10 protein-coding genes and 1 pseudogene are annotated in these 16,386 nt (G+C 72.7%); 5 read left to right on the top strand and 6 right to left on the bottom strand.

Annotated elements, in window-relative coordinates:
• Positions 1 to 458 precede the first annotated feature (458 nt).
• From QA634_RS33690 to QA634_RS33675, 4 genes and pseudogenes are all read left to right on the top strand, one after another.
• Positions 459 to 2,825: a beta strand repeat-containing protein gene (locus tag QA634_RS33690; protein ID WP_043701877.1), complete on the top strand. Its 2,367-nt coding sequence runs from the start codon at positions 459 to 461 to the stop codon at positions 2,823 to 2,825.
• A gap of 99 nt (positions 2,826 to 2,924) precedes the next feature.
• Positions 2,925 to 3,311 (top strand): annotated as a pseudogene (locus QA634_RS33685) (cysteine peptidase family C39 domain-containing protein); the annotation flags it as partial.
• Between the two features lie 224 nt (positions 3,312 to 3,535).
• Positions 3,536 to 5,203: a type I secretion system permease/ATPase gene (locus QA634_RS33680; RefSeq protein ID WP_265576481.1), complete on the top strand. Its 1,668-nt coding sequence runs from the start codon at positions 3,536 to 3,538 to the stop codon at positions 5,201 to 5,203.
• Complete coding sequence (locus QA634_RS33675) at positions 5,196 to 6,596, top strand: HlyD family type I secretion periplasmic adaptor subunit (RefSeq protein WP_012336297.1); 1,401 nt, start codon at positions 5,196 to 5,198, stop codon at positions 6,594 to 6,596. The genes QA634_RS33680 and QA634_RS33675 overlap by 8 nt, the downstream gene beginning before the upstream one ends.
• Before the next feature lie 34 nt (positions 6,597 to 6,630).
• On the opposite strand, the gene QA634_RS33670 is transcribed toward QA634_RS33675, so the two are convergent.
• Together QA634_RS33670 and QA634_RS33665 are read right to left on the bottom strand one after the other, a co-directional pair.
• The gene (locus QA634_RS33670; protein WP_012336296.1) at positions 6,631 to 7,653 is read right to left on the bottom strand and encodes a TraB/GumN family protein; all 1,023 of its coding nucleotides are present in this window, start codon (positions 7,651 to 7,653) and stop codon (positions 6,631 to 6,633) included.
• Positions 7,647 to 9,413, bottom strand: coding sequence for an autotransporter outer membrane beta-barrel domain-containing protein (locus QA634_RS33665; RefSeq protein WP_012336295.1), 1,767 nt, complete (start codon positions 9,411 to 9,413; stop codon positions 7,647 to 7,649). Before QA634_RS33665 ends, QA634_RS33670 begins: the two co-directional genes overlap by 7 nt.
• 251 nt (positions 9,414 to 9,664) lie before the next feature.
• Here QA634_RS33665 and QA634_RS33660 point away from each other — a divergent pair, with 251 nt between their 5' ends.
• The gene (locus tag QA634_RS33660) at positions 9,665 to 12,184 is read left to right on the top strand and encodes a tetratricopeptide repeat protein (protein WP_012336294.1); all 2,520 of its coding nucleotides are present in this window, start codon (positions 9,665 to 9,667) and stop codon (positions 12,182 to 12,184) included.
• A 272-nt stretch (positions 12,185 to 12,456) separates the two neighbouring features.
• Here QA634_RS33660 and QA634_RS33655 read toward each other — a convergent pair whose 3' ends face one another.
• The 4 genes from QA634_RS33655 to QA634_RS33640 are packed head-to-tail and all read right to left on the bottom strand — an operon-like array spanning position 12,457 to position 16,366.
• Positions 12,457 to 13,284 carry a phosphodiesterase gene (locus tag QA634_RS33655; RefSeq protein WP_012336293.1) on the bottom strand — a complete coding sequence of 276 codons (828 nt, stop codon included), beginning with the start codon at positions 13,282 to 13,284 and terminating at the stop codon, positions 12,457 to 12,459.
• 4 nt (positions 13,285 to 13,288) lie between these two features.
• Entirely contained in the window at positions 13,289 to 14,647 is a 1,359-nt protein-coding gene (locus QA634_RS33650) for an ABC transporter substrate-binding protein (protein ID WP_012336292.1), read from the bottom strand.
• 31 nt (positions 14,648 to 14,678) lie between these two features.
• Positions 14,679 to 15,503 carry a carbohydrate ABC transporter permease gene (locus QA634_RS33645; RefSeq protein ID WP_012336291.1) on the bottom strand — a complete coding sequence of 275 codons (825 nt, stop codon included), beginning with the start codon at positions 15,501 to 15,503 and terminating at the stop codon, positions 14,679 to 14,681.
• Positions 15,500 to 16,366 (bottom strand): carbohydrate ABC transporter permease, encoded by an 867-nt coding sequence (locus QA634_RS33640; protein WP_012336290.1) that lies wholly within the window; start codon positions 16,364 to 16,366, stop codon positions 15,500 to 15,502. Before QA634_RS33640 ends, QA634_RS33645 begins: the two co-directional genes overlap by 4 nt.
• Positions 16,367 to 16,386 lie beyond the last annotated feature (20 nt).

The following is a 16,386-nucleotide window of genomic DNA, read 5'->3' as shown; positions in this document are numbered from 1 at the left end:
ATATGGCAAGCATTGAGCTTCACTTCAAAGCAGCAACATCGTCGAGCGCTGGTGCCGGCAACGGTGTCGGTCTCGCTAGTCATGCATATATCGTATACCGCGACGACGATGGACATGTTATTGGGTACTCGCGCGGCGGCCCGGAGGCGGCGAGGACAGGTCCGCCCACAGGTCCAGGAGTATTTTGATACATTGTAACGGATCATGGTGAGTACAAAAACGGCACCAGAGATTATAACCCGCACGTGTTTGATGGAGACGACCGAGGTTATACACTGTTTAACGGAAATATTGATGACGTTAAAAGCATACTACAACAGTATTACGCGAGACTTGACCAAATCGAAAGCGAACACTTGAGCTATTCTCGGTTTGTGCGCAATAGTAATTCGGTAATTGGAACAATATTGAAAGCGGACGGATTTTCCATACCTCAAGCTGCTAAGGATGATATCTATTTGGCACCCGCCATTGATAAGGATCTACTCGACCCAAATTATCTTGCTGATTACCGCTCCACACAGGACCTCCTTGAAGAACTGAAAAAAAACGGCATTATGTATCATGCCCTCTCATTCGAAGAAAACGCCGACGGTTCTTATACCGACGTCGCGAGTGGAAAGAATCTAAATCTGAGCGACAATGATTCAAAGATAGCTATTACTGACAATTATTCTGGTTCAATTTGTGGCAACAGGGATGTCTTCAGTATCGGATCAGGCGGGCGCTTGAATGTCGCTGGATCCAACGACTCGATTGGTTTCCTCGGTTCCGGGAGTTTTGTCGGCATTCAGGGCACCGGGGAGGCTATCGGCAACGACGACGCCTCAAATCTCGTCAATATCAATGGAAATGGCTCCTCTGCCACTGTCAACGGAGATGTCAGCGTCGGCCTCTACGGCTCCAACCAGTATCTCACCTTCGAGAACACCGGAAACCGCGTCACTGTCTATGAAGGCTTCACAGGCGAGACCATCTCCGCCGGCGGAGCCGATCTCACTCTGGGCGCGAATGCCAGCGCCAACATCCGCGGCAACGGCGACGGCATCCACCTCGACCCCAACGCGGGCGACTACGCCGGCGTCTTCGGCCAGAACCAGACTGTCACCGGAGACAGCGGCAACAACTCCATCAACCTCGGCGGCGACGGCACCTCCGCCACGGTGTCCGGCGGAGGCTATGTCGGCCTCTGCGGCAGCCATCAGATCCTCACCCTCGCCGATTGGGGCTCCACCGCCCAGACCGCCGCGGGCGTGACGGACGAGGACGTCACGGCGACGAACTCCACCGTCAATTTCGGTGCCAACGCCACTGCCAACATCCGCGGCGCCGGCGACGGCATCCACCTCGACCCCAACGCGGGCGACTACGCCGGCGTCTTCGGCCAGAACCAGACTGTCACCGGAGACAGCGGCAACAACTCCATCAACCTCGGCGGCGACGGCACCTCCGCCACGGTTTACGGCGGAGGCTATGTCGGCCTCTGCGGCAGCAGCCAGACCCTCACCCTCGCCGATTGGGGCTCCACCGCCCAGACCGCCGCGAACGTCACCGGCGAGAGCGTCACCGCCAGCAACTCCACGATCGGCTACGGGGCGAATGCCAGCGCCAACATCCGCGGCAACGGCGACGCCATCCACCTCAACCCCAACGCGGGCGACTATGCCGGCGTCTACGGACAGAACCAGACCGTCACCGGCGACACCGGAAACGACACCGTCAACCTCGGCGGCAACGGCACCTCGGCCACGGTGTCCGGCGGAGGCTATGTCGGCCTCTGCGACAGCAACCAGACTCTCACCCTCACCGATGGCGGCTTCACCACCGACATGCTCCCCGGCCAGGCCGGTGAGACCGTCGCGGGCGACGACGGCACCATCAACTTCGCCCAGGCCGACAGGGGCAGCGTTCGCGGCTCCTTCGACACCATCACCGGAGTCCAGGGTCAGAACGTCATCACCTTCGCCGGCCACAACGAGACCATCAACATCAGCAACGGCGACATCGAGATCGACGGACCGACCTACGGCGACCGCTTCTGGGGCGACGACGATTCCGTCTTCGAGGACGGGCGCTACATCGGCGGCTCCGGCGACAACGGCGAATGGGACGGCGAAGGGGACGACGGCGGCTGGGACGAGGGCGGCGGCTGGGACGATCCCATCGTGCTCAACCTGAGCGGCCAACCCGTGCGCACCGTCGCCGCCGCGCAGGCCGGCGCCCGATTCGACGCGCGCGACGACGGCCGCAAGGTCGCGCTCGGCTGGGGGACTCCCGGCGAGGGCTACCTCGTCCACCTCGCCCCGGGCAAGCAGGCCGTGACCCAGGACGCCGACCTCGTCCCCAGCTTCATGGCCCTGCGCCGCCTCGACGCCAACGGCGACGGACGCGTCGACGCGCACGACCCGGCCTATGCCGAGCTGAAGGTCTGGATCGACCCGACCGGCCACGCCGATCCCGGACAGGGCCAACTCGTCTCGCTCTCCGACCTCGGCATCGCCTCGCTGGACGTCAACGCCACCCCGAACCGCCGGGTCGACCAGGGCAACCTGATCCTGGACGACAGCCAGTTCCACTGGCGCGACGGCAAAGCCGGCAGCCTCGCGGGGGTCGCCCTGCGCATCGCCCCGGAGGTCTCGTCTCAGGGCACCGCGGACGCGTCCCCGTCCTCCCTCGCCGGCCACGTGTCGCGGCTGGCCGCCGCGATGGCGGGCTTCGGGGCGGGCGCAGCGGGCGCGACGAGCCCGGCCGCCTCGGTCCCGCCGCCGGCGCCTTCCCTGGCCGTGGATCCCACCCTGCACCCGCCGATGCGCCTCGCGGCCTGAGCCGCGCCTCGCGACCGGCCGGCCCGCCTTCCGGCAGGGCCGGCCGCGCCACCCCGTGCGAGGCGACGGCCCCACCCGGCCGCGCCGGCGCGACGGCCCATGCCACTCCCGCGCGAGCCTGCCTTGCACCCCTCCGCCACTCCCCCGCACGGCCCCGCCGGCGACGGCACCGAGCCCCCGCAGGCCCTGGATACCGGGGTCGCCTCCCTCGTCCTGATCGCCGCCCTGTGCCAGCGCGCCGTGGACGGGGCCCGCATCGCCCACGAGAACGGGCGCCCGGGTGAGCCGCTCTCGCGCGACGAACTGGTGCTCGCCGCGCGCCGCGCCGGCTTTCGCGCCCGCGCCGTGCGCGTCGGGCCCGCCCGCCTGCTCAGGCTGCCCCTGCCGGCCATCGGCCGCGACCGCGAGGGACGCTTCTTCGTCCTCGCCCGGCACCAGCCCGGCCGCACGCTGATCCAGCGGCCCGGTCAGGCGCCCGGCGTGTGGGGCGAGGCGGAACTGGCCGATGCCTGGACCGGCGACCTCATCCTCCTGACCCCGCGCGACGCCGCGCCCGGGACCGAGGGACGCCGGTTCGGCCTCGCGTGGTTCCTGCCCAGCGCGGCCCGCTTCAAGGGGCTCTTCGGCGAGGTGCTGGTCATCTCCGTCGTCCTCCAGGTCCCGCGTGGTTCCTGCCCAGCGCGGCCCGCTTCAAGGGGCTCTTCGGCGAGGTGCTGGTCATCTCCGTCGTCCTCCAGGTCCTCGGTCTCGTCACGCCCCTGTTCTTCCAGGTCGTCGTCGACAAGGTGCTGGTCCACAGGGGCCTCACCACCCTCGACGTCCTCGTGCTGGCCCTGGTCGCCGTCACCACGTGCGAGGCGCTGCTCGGTTACCTGCGCACGATCCTGTTCGCGCACACGACCAGCCGGCTCGATTCCCTCCTCGGCACGCAGGTCTTCCGGCACTTGCTGGCGCTCCCGATCGCCTATTTCGGAGCGCGGCCGACCGGCCAGACCGTCGCCCGCCTACGCGAGCTGGAGACGATCCGCCAATTCCTGACCAGCTCGGCCATGACGCTGACGGTCGACCTCGTCTTCTCGGGCCTGTTCCTGGCGGCGATGCTCGCCTACAGCCCGTCCCTCACGCTGATCGTGGCGCTCGGGCTGCCGCTCTATGTCGGCCTGAGCCTGACGCTCACGCCCCTGCTGCGCGCGCGGGTCGACGCGAAGTTCCGCTACGGCGCGGCGCAGCAATCCTTCCTCGTCGAGACCCTCGCGGGCATCGAGACCCTCAAGGCCATGGCGGTCGAGCCGCAGGCGCGCCGCCGCTTCGACGAGGGCTTGGCCGGCTACATCGCCGCCTCGTTCCGGGTGGTCGCGCTCGCCGCCGCCGGCAGCCAGGCGATCCAGCTCGTGGCCAAGCTCACCGCCGCCGCCGTGCTCTGGTTCGGCGCGCGGACGGTCATGGAGGGCGGCCTCTCGATCGGGGCACTGGTCGCCTTCACCATGCTGGCCGGCCAGGTCAACCAGCCGGTGCTGCGGCTCGCCCAGCTCTGGCAGGATTTCCAGCAGTTCCGCCTCTCGGTCGAGCGGCTCGGCGACATCCTGAACACCCCCGCCGAGACGGCGCTCGCCGCACCCCGCCTCGACCTGCCGGCGCTCGCGGGCGCGATCCGATTCGAGGGCGTCCGCTTCCGCTATCGGCCGGACGGCCCCGAGATCCTGCGCGGCATCGATCTCGCGATCCGGCCCGGCGAGGTGGTGGGCGTGGTCGGGCGCTCGGGCTCCGGCAAGTCGACGCTGACCCGCCTGATCCAGCGGCTCCACGTCCCGGAGCGCGGCAAGGTGCTGGTGGACGGGATCGACCTCGCCCTGATCGAACCGGCCTGGCTGCGCCGGCAGGTCGGCGTGGTGCTGCAGGAGAACGTGCTCTTCGCCCGCTCCGTGCGCGAGAACATCGCGCTCGCCGACCCGTCCCTGCCGCTGGAGCGGGTGATCGCGGTGGCGCGCCTCGCCGGCGCGCACGATTTCATCCTCGACCTGCCGCAGGGCTACGACACCGTGCTGGAGGAGCGGGGCGCCAACCTGTCGGGCGGGCAGCGCCAGCGCATCGCCCTGGCCCGCGCGCTCGCGACGAACCCGCGCATCCTCATCCTGGACGAGGCGACGAGCGCGCTCGACTACGAGTCGGAGCGGGCGATCCAGGCCAACATGCGGGCGATCTGCCGAGGCCGCACGGTCGTGATCGTGGCCCACCGCCTCTCGACGGTGCGGGGCGCCGACCGGATCCTGGTGATGGACCGCGGCCTCATCGCCGAGGAGGGCCGGCACCAGGACCTCGCGGGTCTTCCCGACGGGCTCTACGCGGCGCTGGTCCGGGGGGCGAACGGCCATGGCTGAGGTGACCGCGCTCGCCCCGGCGGCGCCCCGGGGCAGGAGCCTGGACCGGGCCTTCCTGCCGGCCGAGCTCGAATTGCTGGAGACGCCGCCCTCGCCGACCCTGCGGGCGACGGCCTGGACGCTGATCGCGCTGGTGGCGGGAACGGTCGCCTGGGCCTGCGGGAGCGAGATCGAGATCGTCGCGACCGCGCCCGGCCGCCTCGTCCCGGTGGGCGAGGTGAAGGTGGTACAGCCCCTGGAGACGAGCGTGGTCAGGGGCATCCACGTCGCGGAGGGGGACCACGTGGCGGCCGGCCAGAGGCTGATCGACCTCGACCCGACGGAAGTCTCCGCCGATCTCGAAGCGACGCGCACCGAGCGCATGCAGGCCCTGCTCGACGCGGAGGCGGCGCGGCTCCTCCTGAGCGAGGCGGAGGATCCGGTGATCCCGCGCCTGCCCGAGGTGGACGAGGCGCTGCAGGGGGCGACGCAGGTCCAGCTCCGCCTGCAGGTGGCGGCGCACCGCGCGACCATGGGCGCGCTGCGCAGCGAGATCGCCGACAAGCAGGCGGCGCTGGCGTCGAAGCGGGTGGAGGAGAGCCGGAACGCGGAGCTCGTGCCGCTCGCCGAGGACCGCTTCGCGACCCAGAAGGATCTGTTCGCGCGGGGCAACACGTCGAAGCTGACCCTTCTTCAGGCCGAGGTCGACCTGATCGACAAGCGCGCGGACGCGCGCGCGCTGCCGGAGCAGGCCCGCCAGCTGCAGGCGGAGATCGCCGGGCTGGAGCAGAAGCTGGCACAGGCGCGGGCGGATTTCCTGAAGGAGGCGGCGGAGCAGCGGGTGACGGCGTTGCGGAAGGTGGCGGTGGCCGACCAGACCCTGCGCAAGGAGCGCGAGCGCGAAGCGGAGCGGCACCTGACGGCACCCGTGTCCGGCACGATCCAGGACCTGAAAGTGCACACGCTGGGCGGAGTCGTGAGCGCCGCCGAGACCCTGTTGACCCTCGTCCCGGACGACATGCCGCTGGAGGTGGAGGCATCGGTGGCCCATCGCGAGATGGGCTTCGTGCGGGAGGGTCAGCGGGCGGAGGTGAAGCTCGAAGCCTTCCCGTTCACCCGCTACGGGACGGTGGGGGGCACGGTGCGCCTCGTGGGCCGCGAGGCGAGCGCGCAGGGCGGGGCGATGCCGACGCGCCCGGGGGAGGAGCCGCGGGGGAGCGGCGCGGGTGAGGAGAGCGCCTATCGGGTGCGCGTCAGCCTCGACCGGGCGAGCGTCCCGACGGAGGGCGGTGCCGTCGCCCTGCGCTCCGGCATGGCGGTCCAGGCCGACATCATGACCGGCCGTCGCCGGGTGATCGCGTTCCTCGTCGATCCGGTCCTGGCCGGCTGGAAGGAATTCGGGCACGAGCGCTGACGCGGGCGACCGCGCCCCTCGCCCGCCGCCGGCCTCACTCGATGCGCTCGACCAGCGTGCCGTCCTGCTCCAGGAGCCGGAGCAGGCCCGCGGGCCCGGGCAGATGCGCGGCGCCGACCGCCGCCAGGATCCCGCCCTGGTCGAGGAGGGGCCGCAGCCGCCGGTGCATGCGGCGGCTGCGCCCGTCGAGGAGCCGGTCGAGGAAGGCGGGCGGCAGCCGGGTCGCGGGATCGCCCGGCAGGAGCGCGGGCGCGCGCATCCAGGCGAGCAGCGCCCCGGTGTCGCGCGCGGCGTAGCGGGCGAGCGTCGTCTCCACGATGTCCTCGGCGGCGGGGGCTTGCCGCAGCACGGCGCGCAGCAGGGCCCGCTCGACCGGCACGGGCAGCCGGGCGACCGCGCCGACCTGCTCCTCCAGGGTCTCGAGCCCCACCACCGCGATCCCGGCCCGCCCGGCCTGCGCGGCCAGGACCTGCTCCGCGTAGGCGCCGCTCCCGTCCGCGGCCGGCCGCGCGCAGGCGGGAAGGTCGAGCATCAGGGCCAGCACCGCCGGGCGCAGCGCCAGGGCGGTCTCGACCGGGAAGCCCCGCTCGGCCACGAGGCGGCGCAGGCGGGCGAGGTCGGCCCGCGGCAGGAGCCGGGCGGCCCGGTGGCCGGCTGGCGCCGCGAACGCCGCCGGGACGCGGGCGGCGCGGCGCGCGCGCAGGGCGGCCGGCGTCTCGGCGAGTTCGAGCGCCACCCGGCGCAGGCCCGGCCAGATCCCGGCGAGGGCCGGCGGGACGGCGACGGCCCGCGGATCGTTGAGGTGAAGGGTTCCGAGCAGGTAGGAGGGCGCCCGGCCGGGCCGGCTGAGCCGGAACAGGAGGCCGCCCGCGTGGGGCAGGCCGCGCCCGGCCTCGATCGTCGCCCAGAGCCCGGGCGCCTCGGCGCGGATGCGGGGAAAGAGGTCGCGTCCGCCGCAGGCCGCCTCGGCGCCCCCCACCCCCGTCAGGGCGAGCGCCACGAGGGCGAGGCGGGCCGCCCGCCCCATCGCGGCGGCGGCCCGCGCCGCCCTCACCACCGGACGCGGACGCCGCCCTTGCCGCCGACGCCGAACAGGTTCTCGCCGCCGCGCACCTCGCCCTGCAGGAAGGTCGAGACGCCGTTGCCGAAGTCGAGATCGGCCGCGAGGATGCCCTGGCCGCGCAGCTTGCCCTCGTCGGAGCGCGCCAGGATGTCGGCGGCCACGAAGCCCGCGCCCGGGATGAACCCGCCGGTGACGATCACGTCCGAGTAGGCGAGCCCGGTGAGCGTGGTCGTGAGCCGGGTGGTCGGCCCGAACAGGATGTCGGTGCCGAGGCGCAGGCCGCCCTGCACGCGCAGCAGGTGGCCGTCGTCGAGGCCGAGCGCCAGGGCGTTCCGGTCGTAGACCGAGGCCGTGTAGCGCAGGCCCACGGTCGGCTCGAGCCAGATGTCGACGCCGACCGGGATGCGGTAATTGGCGTTGGCGATCACCGAGGTGTTGGTCAGGCCCGTGGAGGCGCTGCCCGCGAAGGGCACCACGCTCGGCGGGCGCAGCACGCCGCCGATGATGTTGGCCGAGAAGCCGAGCTGGTCGAGGAAGCGCTCGTCGAGGGCGTAGAGGTCGGCCTTGACGGTCAGGTCGGCCGAGAAGGGGCCGTCGAAGTAGGTCGCGAAGGCGCCGACCGAGGGGCCGGCGAGGTTCGCCCGCAGGGAGCCCGCGCCGTTCGGCACCTGCCCGGTATTGGAGGAGAGGGCGCGGCTGGTGATGTCGACCGAGGCCGAGGTGTAGCCGGTGAGGAGGCCGAGGATGACGCCGTCGCCGGAGCGCCCGACGTCGCGCAGCGTCACGTCGACGCCGCCGACGAAGCCCGCGCTGGTGGTGCGGCTCTCGATCGAGATGAAGAGCGGGGTCGGGAAGCCGCCGGGCGCCGCATTGGTGCAGCAATTGATGTTGTTCTGGCCCCGGCCGGACCGCTCCTCGTAATCGCCGAAGCCGAGGGCCCAGGCCGCGTAGCGCGGTCCCTCCGGCAGGGGCACGGCCTCGACCGGCAGGGGCGCGTCGTAGCCCTTCACGACCCGGGCGGGGCGGGGAGCCGGCTCGGCGAAGACGGGCTCCTGCCGCGGCTCCGGCGCGGGCCGGCGGGGCGCCCCGCGCCGCTCCAGGATCTGCGCATCGGTCTCCGCGCGCGCCGGCGCGCCGGCCCGGCGGGGCGGCGGCCGCCGCTCGGCGCGGCGGGACGGCGCCGCCTCCTCGCGCTCGGCGGCGGCCGGCCCGCGCGCGCGAGGCTCGGCGCTCCCGTCGGCCCGGGCGCGCGGGCCGGCCGCCGCGCCGCGGCGGGAGGATGGGCTGCGCGCCGCGTCCCGCTCGCGCCCGCGCGTCGCGGGCGAGCGCTCGCCGCGCTCCGCGGTGGTCCGGTCGCGGCCGCCCTCGCGCTGGCCGCGCTCCGCGGCGCGCTGCGACGAATCCGGCTCGCGGCTGCCCTGGCGGGCGGCGGGCGAGCGGTCGCGCTGCGCCTCGGCGTTGCGCCGGGCGCCGATCGCGTCCGTGGTGGCCCGGGAGGTCTCCTGGGTCGAGGTCTGCGACAGGTTGCTGAGCGCCTGGCTGCCGAGCGCCGCGCCCGAGAAGGCGCCGATCGTGCCGTTGGTGCAGGCGCCGTTGTCGAGGGCGAAGCCGGCCTGGTCCGGCGTGCCGGCCGTGCCCGCCACCACGGTCGGGCAGAAGGCCCGCTGGGCCTGCGCGGGCGCCGCCTGCACCAGCAGAAGCGCCGTCGCGCCGAGCAGCGCGGAGCCGACAAGTGGATGAGCTGGCCGAATCATGCGTTTTCCCCACCGAGCCAGGACCGTAGATGCTGCGCCGAACCTTGGCTGTGACGGCTTGGCAACTCGCGGCGACGGCGTGCGGCCGGACGCCCGCGCGCGGCACGGACCGGCCCGCAGCACAAGTGCGGGACGGCACGTCCGGGCAGGGCGCGCGGTGCGAAGCAAGGTCGCGGCCTGCGCCGCCGTGCTATGGTAAATCGAGTCTGAAGGGGTAGAGCATGTCTCTTAACCGCCGGTTGACTTGCTGGGTGCTGCTCCTCGCGGGGCTGGCCGGGAGCCTCGCCGGCCCCGCGGCCGCGGGGGACCGGGAGAGCTGCAACCGGTCGATGGCGGACCCGAATGCCGGCATCCCGGCCTGCACCCGGCTGCTGGACCAGGAGCGCAATCCGGAGGTCGTTCCGGGGCTCTACAACAACCGCGGCGTCGCGAAGGTGCAGGCGGGCGACCAGCGCGGCGCGGTGGAGGACTTCACCCGCGCCCTCGACCGCAAGCCCGGCTTCCTCGACGCCCTGCGCAACCGCGGCATCGCGTGGCAGATGCTGGGGGATTACGACCGGGCGGTCGCGGACCTCACCCAGGCGCTGCGGCTCGACCCGCGCTCGGCCGCGACGCTCAACGCCCGCGGCGCCGCCCTCCTCAGCAAGGAGGAGTACGACCGCGCCATCACCGACTTCACGGCCGCCATCGCCCGCGAGCCCGGCTTCTTCCGTGCCTTCGCCAATCGCGGCCTCGCGCACCTCGCCAAGCGCCAGCTCGACCGGGCCCTCGACGACTTCAACGCCCTGATCAGGCTGCAGCCCAACGAGCCGATCGGGTACGAGAACCGCGCCGCCCTGCTGATCGACCGGGGCGAGTTCGACGGGGCGATCGCCGATTACAACACGGCGATCCGCCTGCGCCCGCGCAACTGGCAGGCCTATAGCCAGCGGGGCGAGGCGTGGCGGCTCAAGGGCGAGGTGCAGCGGGCGCTGGCGGACCACGACCGGGCGGTGGAGCTCGGCCGGACCCCGGAGGCCTACACCAACCGCGCGCTGGTGCTCAAACAGACGGGGCAGCTCGACAGGGCGCTGGCCGATTGCGACGAGGCGCTGCTGCACAATCCGCGCTTCGCGCTGGCGCTGGCCAACCGGGGCGAGATCCTGCGCCTGCGCGGCGAGGTCGGCCGGGCGATCGACGACCTGACCCGGGCGATCGCCCTCAACCCGAAATCGCCCGTCGCCCTGACCTTCCGCGGCGACGCCTACCGGCAGGCGGGCCAGCCCGACCGGGCCATCGCCGATTACGACGAGGCGCTGCGGGCCGTGCCGGACTTCGTGGCGGCCTTTGCGGGGCGCGGCCTCGCCCGCGAGCAGCGCGGCGAGGCCTCCCTCGCCCGCGCGGATTTCGAGCGGGCGATGGGCCTCTCGCCGGACCGCGACGCCGCCCTGGCGCGGCCCGCCCAGGCGCTGGCCCACGAGCGCATCGCCGCGCTGGCGAGCCTCCAGGCCGAGCGGGCGCGCGGCGCCACGCGGGCCGCCGAGTCGCGGATCGCCGAGGAATCGGCCAAGCGCGCCTCCGCCACGCAGGCGGCCGAGGATGCCCGCGACGCCCGCCTGCGCGCGGAGGCCGAGGCGCAGGCCCGCAGCGAGGCGGAGAGCCGGGCCCGGGCCGAGTTCGAGGCCAGGGCGAAGGCCGAGGCGCGGGCCGAGGCCCTGGCCCGGATCCGGTCGGCCGACCAGGACCGCAAGACGGCGCTCGCCGAGGCGGCGCAGGCCCGGGCCGCCGCCGCCGAGGCGGTGCAGGCCGCCACGCGGGCGCGCATCGCCGCCGAGGAGGAGGTGAGGCGCAAGGCCGAGCGCGAGGCCGCGGCCCGGGCCGACCTGCTGGCGCAGATCGCGGCCTCGAACACCGCGCTCGCCGGCGCCCGCGCGGAGGCCGAGCGCGCCCGGCTCGCCGAGGAGGCCGCCCGCCGCAGCGCCGACGCCGCCGAGAACCGCGCCCGCGCGGCCGAGGCGGAGGCCCGCAAGGTGCTCCAGAAGCTCAAGAGCAAGCTGGCCGAGGCGCCGCCGCCGCCCGCTCCCGCGGATCCGGGCCGGCGGGTGGCGCTGGTGGTCGGCAACGCCGCCTACCGGGATTTCTCGCCCCTCATCAACCCGCGGCGGGATTCCCAGGCGGTCGCCGAGGCGTTCCGGCGCCTCGGCTTCCAGACCGTGATGGCCCACAGCGACCTCGACCGGGCCGGCTTCATCAAGGCCCTGCGCGCCTTCGAGGACGAGGTGGAGACCGCCGACTGGGCGGTGATCTACTACGCCGGCCACGGGCTCGAGGTCGGGGGCATGAACTACGTCATCCCGGTCGACGCCTCCCTCAAGGCCGACCGCGACGTGCAGGACGAGGCCGTGACGGTGGAGCGCATCCTCACCGCCACCGAGCGGGCGCGCAAATTGCGGCTGATCGTGCTCGATGCCTGCCGGGACAACCCCTTCATCTCGCGGATGCGCCGCCAAGTGGCGACGCGCGCGATCGGGCGGGGTCTCGCCAAGATCGAGCCGGAGGGCGGCACCCTGGTCGCCTTCGCGGCCCGCGACGGGCAGGTGGCGCAGGACGGCACCGGCAGCAACAGCCCCTTCGCGGCCTCGTTCGTCAAGAACGTCATGGAGCCGGGGCTGGAGATCAACATGCTGTTCCGCCGCGTGCGCGACGAGGTCTACGCCGCCACCAACCGCGCGCAGGAGCCCTTCACCTACGGGTCGCTCCCCGGCGAGGCCTTCTACTTCCGTCCGCGCTGAGCCGGCGGTGACCCCGCCGGCCCCGCGGGGCGAGCCGAGGCCGACGGGCGCGCGCCGCGGACGAGCGCGGCGCTCCCGCCCGTCATCCGGCATCCGGTTGATGGCTTCGCCATCTCCGATTTCGGCCATGCGGATCTCGGCCTCGCTCAAGCGCCGCGCGGGCTTGGCATGTCGGCCTCGCTCAAGCGCCGCGCGGGCTTGGCATGTCGGCCTCGCTCAGGCGCCGCGCGGGCTCGTGATCCGGGATCCGCTGCGATCACCCGGATCCCGGATCAGGCCTGGCCCGGATAGTCCGGGTCCAGCACGAAGGGGAACGGCCCCGGATAGCGCTCCACGTAGACCATGTGGGAGACGATCCCGGTCTCGGGCGCGTAGCGGTGGAGCTGGAAGGCCGGCGGCTCCAGCACGAGGCCGCTCTCCCGGCCCGGATTCAGGTCGAGGGCGACCTGATGCGCCACGCCCGGCGCCACCTGCGCGATGGTCCCGGCGTAGCGCACCTGGATCGGCCGGTGATGGTGGCCGCAGAGGATCCGCTCGACGTTGGGATGCGCCTCGATCAGGGCGCGCAAGCGCGGCTCCCCGTCGAGGAGGCGGATGCGGTCCATGCCCTCCATCCCGCACGCGAAGGGCGGGTGGTGCAGGAACACGAGCGTCGGCCGGTCGCCGCCCGCCGCCAGCGCCTCCTCCAGGAAGGCGAGGCGGCGCGCGCAGAGCGCCCCGTGGCTCGCCCCCGCGACCAGCGTGTCGAGGCCGATCAGACGCACCGGCCAGTCGTCCACGACGTACTGGACGAACTCCTCCATCGCGCCGGGCAGCCAGGCCGCCGGGAGCGCGGCGCGCAGCGCCTCGCGGCGGTCGTGGTTGCCCGGCACCACGAAGACCGGGAGCGGCAGCCGCCCGAGCAGGCCGCGCAGCAGCGCGTACTCCTCCGGCAGCCCGCAATCGGTGAGGTCGCCGGTGACCAGGACCACGTCCGGGCGGGGCTGGAGGCTGGCGAGCGCGTCGACCGCGCGCTCGACCAGCATGTTGGTCTCGGCCACCCGGTAGGCCGGGCGCCCGCGGGGGCGCAGGTGCAGGTCGGTGATCTGGGCGATCAGCATCGGCTCACTCCGCGCCCGGCAGCCGCAGCGCCGTGTCCTCGACGTAGGGGCGCAGGATCGCGTCGGCGCTCGTCTGGGCGGCGGCGAGGGCCTCCTTCGGCTGGCGCTTGCCGGCGAGCACCGCCTGCAGCTCGTCCTCGATCGCCTTGCGCACCGGCACCGTGCGGTAGGTGGCAAACCAGGGCTTGGCGTTGGCGAGCTGGTCGACGGCGATCTTCGCGTCCGGGTTCCCGGCGAGGAAGGCCCGCATCTCGGGCAGGTCGTAGGCGGCCCGGTTCGGCGCGAAGTAGCCGGTCGCCCGGCTCCAGCGGCCCGAGATCGCCGGCGAGGTCAGCCATCGGATCAGGGTCCAGCCGGCCTTGCGGGTCTCGGGGTCGAGGCCGGTCGGCTGGACCAGGGAGGCGCCGCCGATCGGCACCGCCGGGCGCACGTTCATCGGCACGAAGGCGACCCGGAACGGGAACTTGGCGCTGTCGCGGATGAAGGTGAGGGAACCGGTCGAGATGATCATCATCGCGGCCTGGCCCGACAGGAACGCGGCCGTGACCGCCGGGCCCTTGATCTCGCCGGCCGGATGCACCTTGGCCCTGTGCACGAGGTCGGCCCAGAAGCTCAGGGCGCCCAGCACCGTCGGCGTGTCGTAGTAGACCTCGCCGCCATACTCCTCGTTGTACCAGCGCCCGCCATTCGACAGGGTGAGCGCCTGCAGGATCCAGCCGCCGTAATCGTAGTTGGACGGCATCATGATCCCCCAGCGGGTGACCCGGCCGCCCTCGCGCCGCGTGAGCTTGCGGGCGGCGGCGGCGAGCGCGTCCCAGGTCCGCGGCGGCGCGTCGGGGTCGAGGCCGGCCTCGCGGAACTGCTCGACATTGTAGTAGAGCAGGGGGGTCGAGTTGTGGAACGGCACCCCGTAGACCTTGCGCTCGACGACGGCGTTGCCCTTCAGCGCCGGGAAGAACTGGTCCATGAAGGCGTCCGGGGTCCCGCCCTCGGCCGCGATCAGGTCGTCGAAGGGCGCGATCTCGCGCTCGATGGCGAGGTCGGTGAGGAAGTTCGCCGACATGATGACGGCGCCCGGCGGCTTGCCGGCCTTGATCGCCGCCCGGGTCTTCAGCAGCGTGTCGTCGTAGGAGCCCGTGAAGACGGGCGTCACCCGGGTGCCGGGATGGGCCTCGTTGAACTCCTTGACCAGCCCCGTCATGGTCCTGGCCAGGGCCCCGTCGACCGGCACCGGGAAGAACAGGTCGAGGTCCGCCGCCGCCGCGCCGGCCGCGCCGCCGAGGAGGAGTGCGGCCGCGAGGCGCGCGGCCCTCCACCAGGAGGTCGCGGCACGCGCTTGCGCGCGATCATTTGCCCTCTTCATGACTTTTCCTCTTCATGACTTGCCCTCCTCATCACTTGAGGCCGGAGGCGAGGAAGCTGTTCACGAAGCGGCGCTGGAACAGCAGGAAGGCGACGAGGAGCGGCGTGCTGACGAGGAGCGTCCCGGCCGCGATCACGCCCCAGGCCTGGGTGCCCTCGGCGCTGAGCGTGAAGGTGGCGAGGCCGAGGGTGAGCGGCCGCCGGTCGGGGGAGGTGACGACCATCAGCGGCCAGACGAACTCGTTCCAGTGGGTCGTCACCGAGACGATCGAGAAGGCGATCAGGGTCGGCTTGGTCAGCGGCAGGTAGACGTGGCGGATGCGCTGGAGGAGGCCGGCCCCGTCGATGCGGGCGGCGTCCTCGAGTTCGCGCGGCACCTCGCGGAAGCTCTGGCGCAGCAGGAAGGTCCCGAAGGCGGTGGCGCAGTAGGGCGCCATCACGCCCAGCAGCGTGTCGTAGAGGCCGAGCATCGCCACCGTCTTCAGGTTGGGGACGATCAGCACCACCGGAACCAGCATCAGCTGGACCAGGAAGGCGTAGAACAGGGCCGTGCGGCCGGGAAAGTCGAGGCGCGCGAACGCGTAGGCGGCGAGCGAGGCGGTGACGAGCTGCAGCGCCAAGATGCCGGCGCACATCAGCAGCGTGTTGAGGGCGTAGAGCGGGAAGGGCGCCGAGGCCCAGGCCTCCGCGAGGTTGGCGAGGCTGGGCGCCCCACCCGGCACCAGGGAGGCCGCGGCGCCCGCGGCCCCGGGCGGGCGCAGGGTCGCGACCCCCATCCACAGGAAGGGGATCACCCAGACGAGGGCGAGGAGCCCCGTCGCGGCGCGCCCGAGGGCGGGGAGGCGCTCCCGGGTCACGGCGCCTCCTCCGACCGGCGCTCGACCCGGCGCAGGGAGGCGGCGGTGAGCGCGATCAGGATCGCCAGCATCACAACGGTCGCGGCGGCGGCCCGGCCGCCGTCGTAGCGCTCCACGGCCTGCTCGTAGATGTACAACAGGAAGAGCTTGGTGGCGTCCGAGGGCCCGCCCCTGGTGAGCACGAAGACGTGGTCGACCTGCGTCACCACGTTGAGGAGGGCGATGACGAGGACGAAGGCGAGCGTCGGCCGCAGGGCGGGCAGGATGACGAAGCGCAGGCGCTGCCAGGGCCCCGCCCCGTCGAGGAGCGCGGCCTCGCGCAGCTCCGCCGGGATCGCCTGCAGGCCCGCCAGGACGAAGAGCATGTAGTAGCCGGCGTTCTTCCACACCGTCAGGGCGGCGATCGACAGGAGCGCGAGGTCCGGGTCGCCGAGCCAGTTGGCGCCCGAGAGGCCGAGCTTGGCGAGATGGTAGTCGATCAGCCCGGTGCCGGGCAGGAACAGGAACAGGGCCGCCGCGCCGACGAGCGGGATCATCACCGGCAGGAAGAACGCGGCGCGCAGGAGCGCCCGCAGGCGCCCGCCGCCGTCGAGGGCGAGGGCGAGGGCGACCGCCAGGACGAGGCTCGGGACCACTGTCAGGAGGGCGTAGAGCCCGGTCTGGAGGAGCGAGGTCCGGAACGAGGGATCGGCGAACAGCGCCGCGAAATTGTCGAGCCCGACGAAGCGGGTGGTCCGGCGCGAGACCGCGTGGGTGGCGTCCCACAGCACCTCGGCGACCGGCCAGTAGGTGAAGAGGGCGAGGAAGATCAGCGAGGGGAGCAGGAGCCCGTAGGGCAGGAGCGGGCGGAGCGACGGCCGCATCCGCGGCGGGGGAGCCGCCG

It is taken from the genome of Methylobacterium sp. CB376 (genome assembly GCF_029714205.1).
GTDB lineage: Bacteria > Pseudomonadota > Alphaproteobacteria > Rhizobiales > Beijerinckiaceae > Methylobacterium.
The sequence above is the reverse complement of the archived record's forward strand: the minus strand, read 5'-3'. Positions and strand labels throughout refer to the sequence as shown.

Excerpts from the sequence above, each read along its gene's own strand:
- QA634_RS33655 (WP_012336293.1), bottom strand. The coding sequence starts at position 13,284 with ATGCTGATCGCCCAGATCACCGACCTGCACCTGCGCCCCCGCGGGCGC.
- QA634_RS33650 (WP_012336292.1), bottom strand. The coding sequence starts at position 14,647 with ATGAAGAGGGCAAATGATCGCGCGCAAGCGCGTGCCGCGACCTCCTGG.
- QA634_RS33640 (WP_012336290.1), bottom strand. The coding sequence starts at position 16,366 with ATGCGGCCGTCGCTCCGCCCGCTCCTGCCCTACGGGCTCCTGCTCCCC.
- QA634_RS33675 (WP_012336297.1), top strand. The coding sequence starts at position 5,196 with ATGGCTGAGGTGACCGCGCTCGCCCCGGCGGCGCCCCGGGGCAGGAGC.
- QA634_RS33665 (WP_012336295.1), bottom strand. The coding sequence starts at position 9,413 with ATGATTCGGCCAGCTCATCCACTTGTCGGCTCCGCGCTGCTCGGCGCG.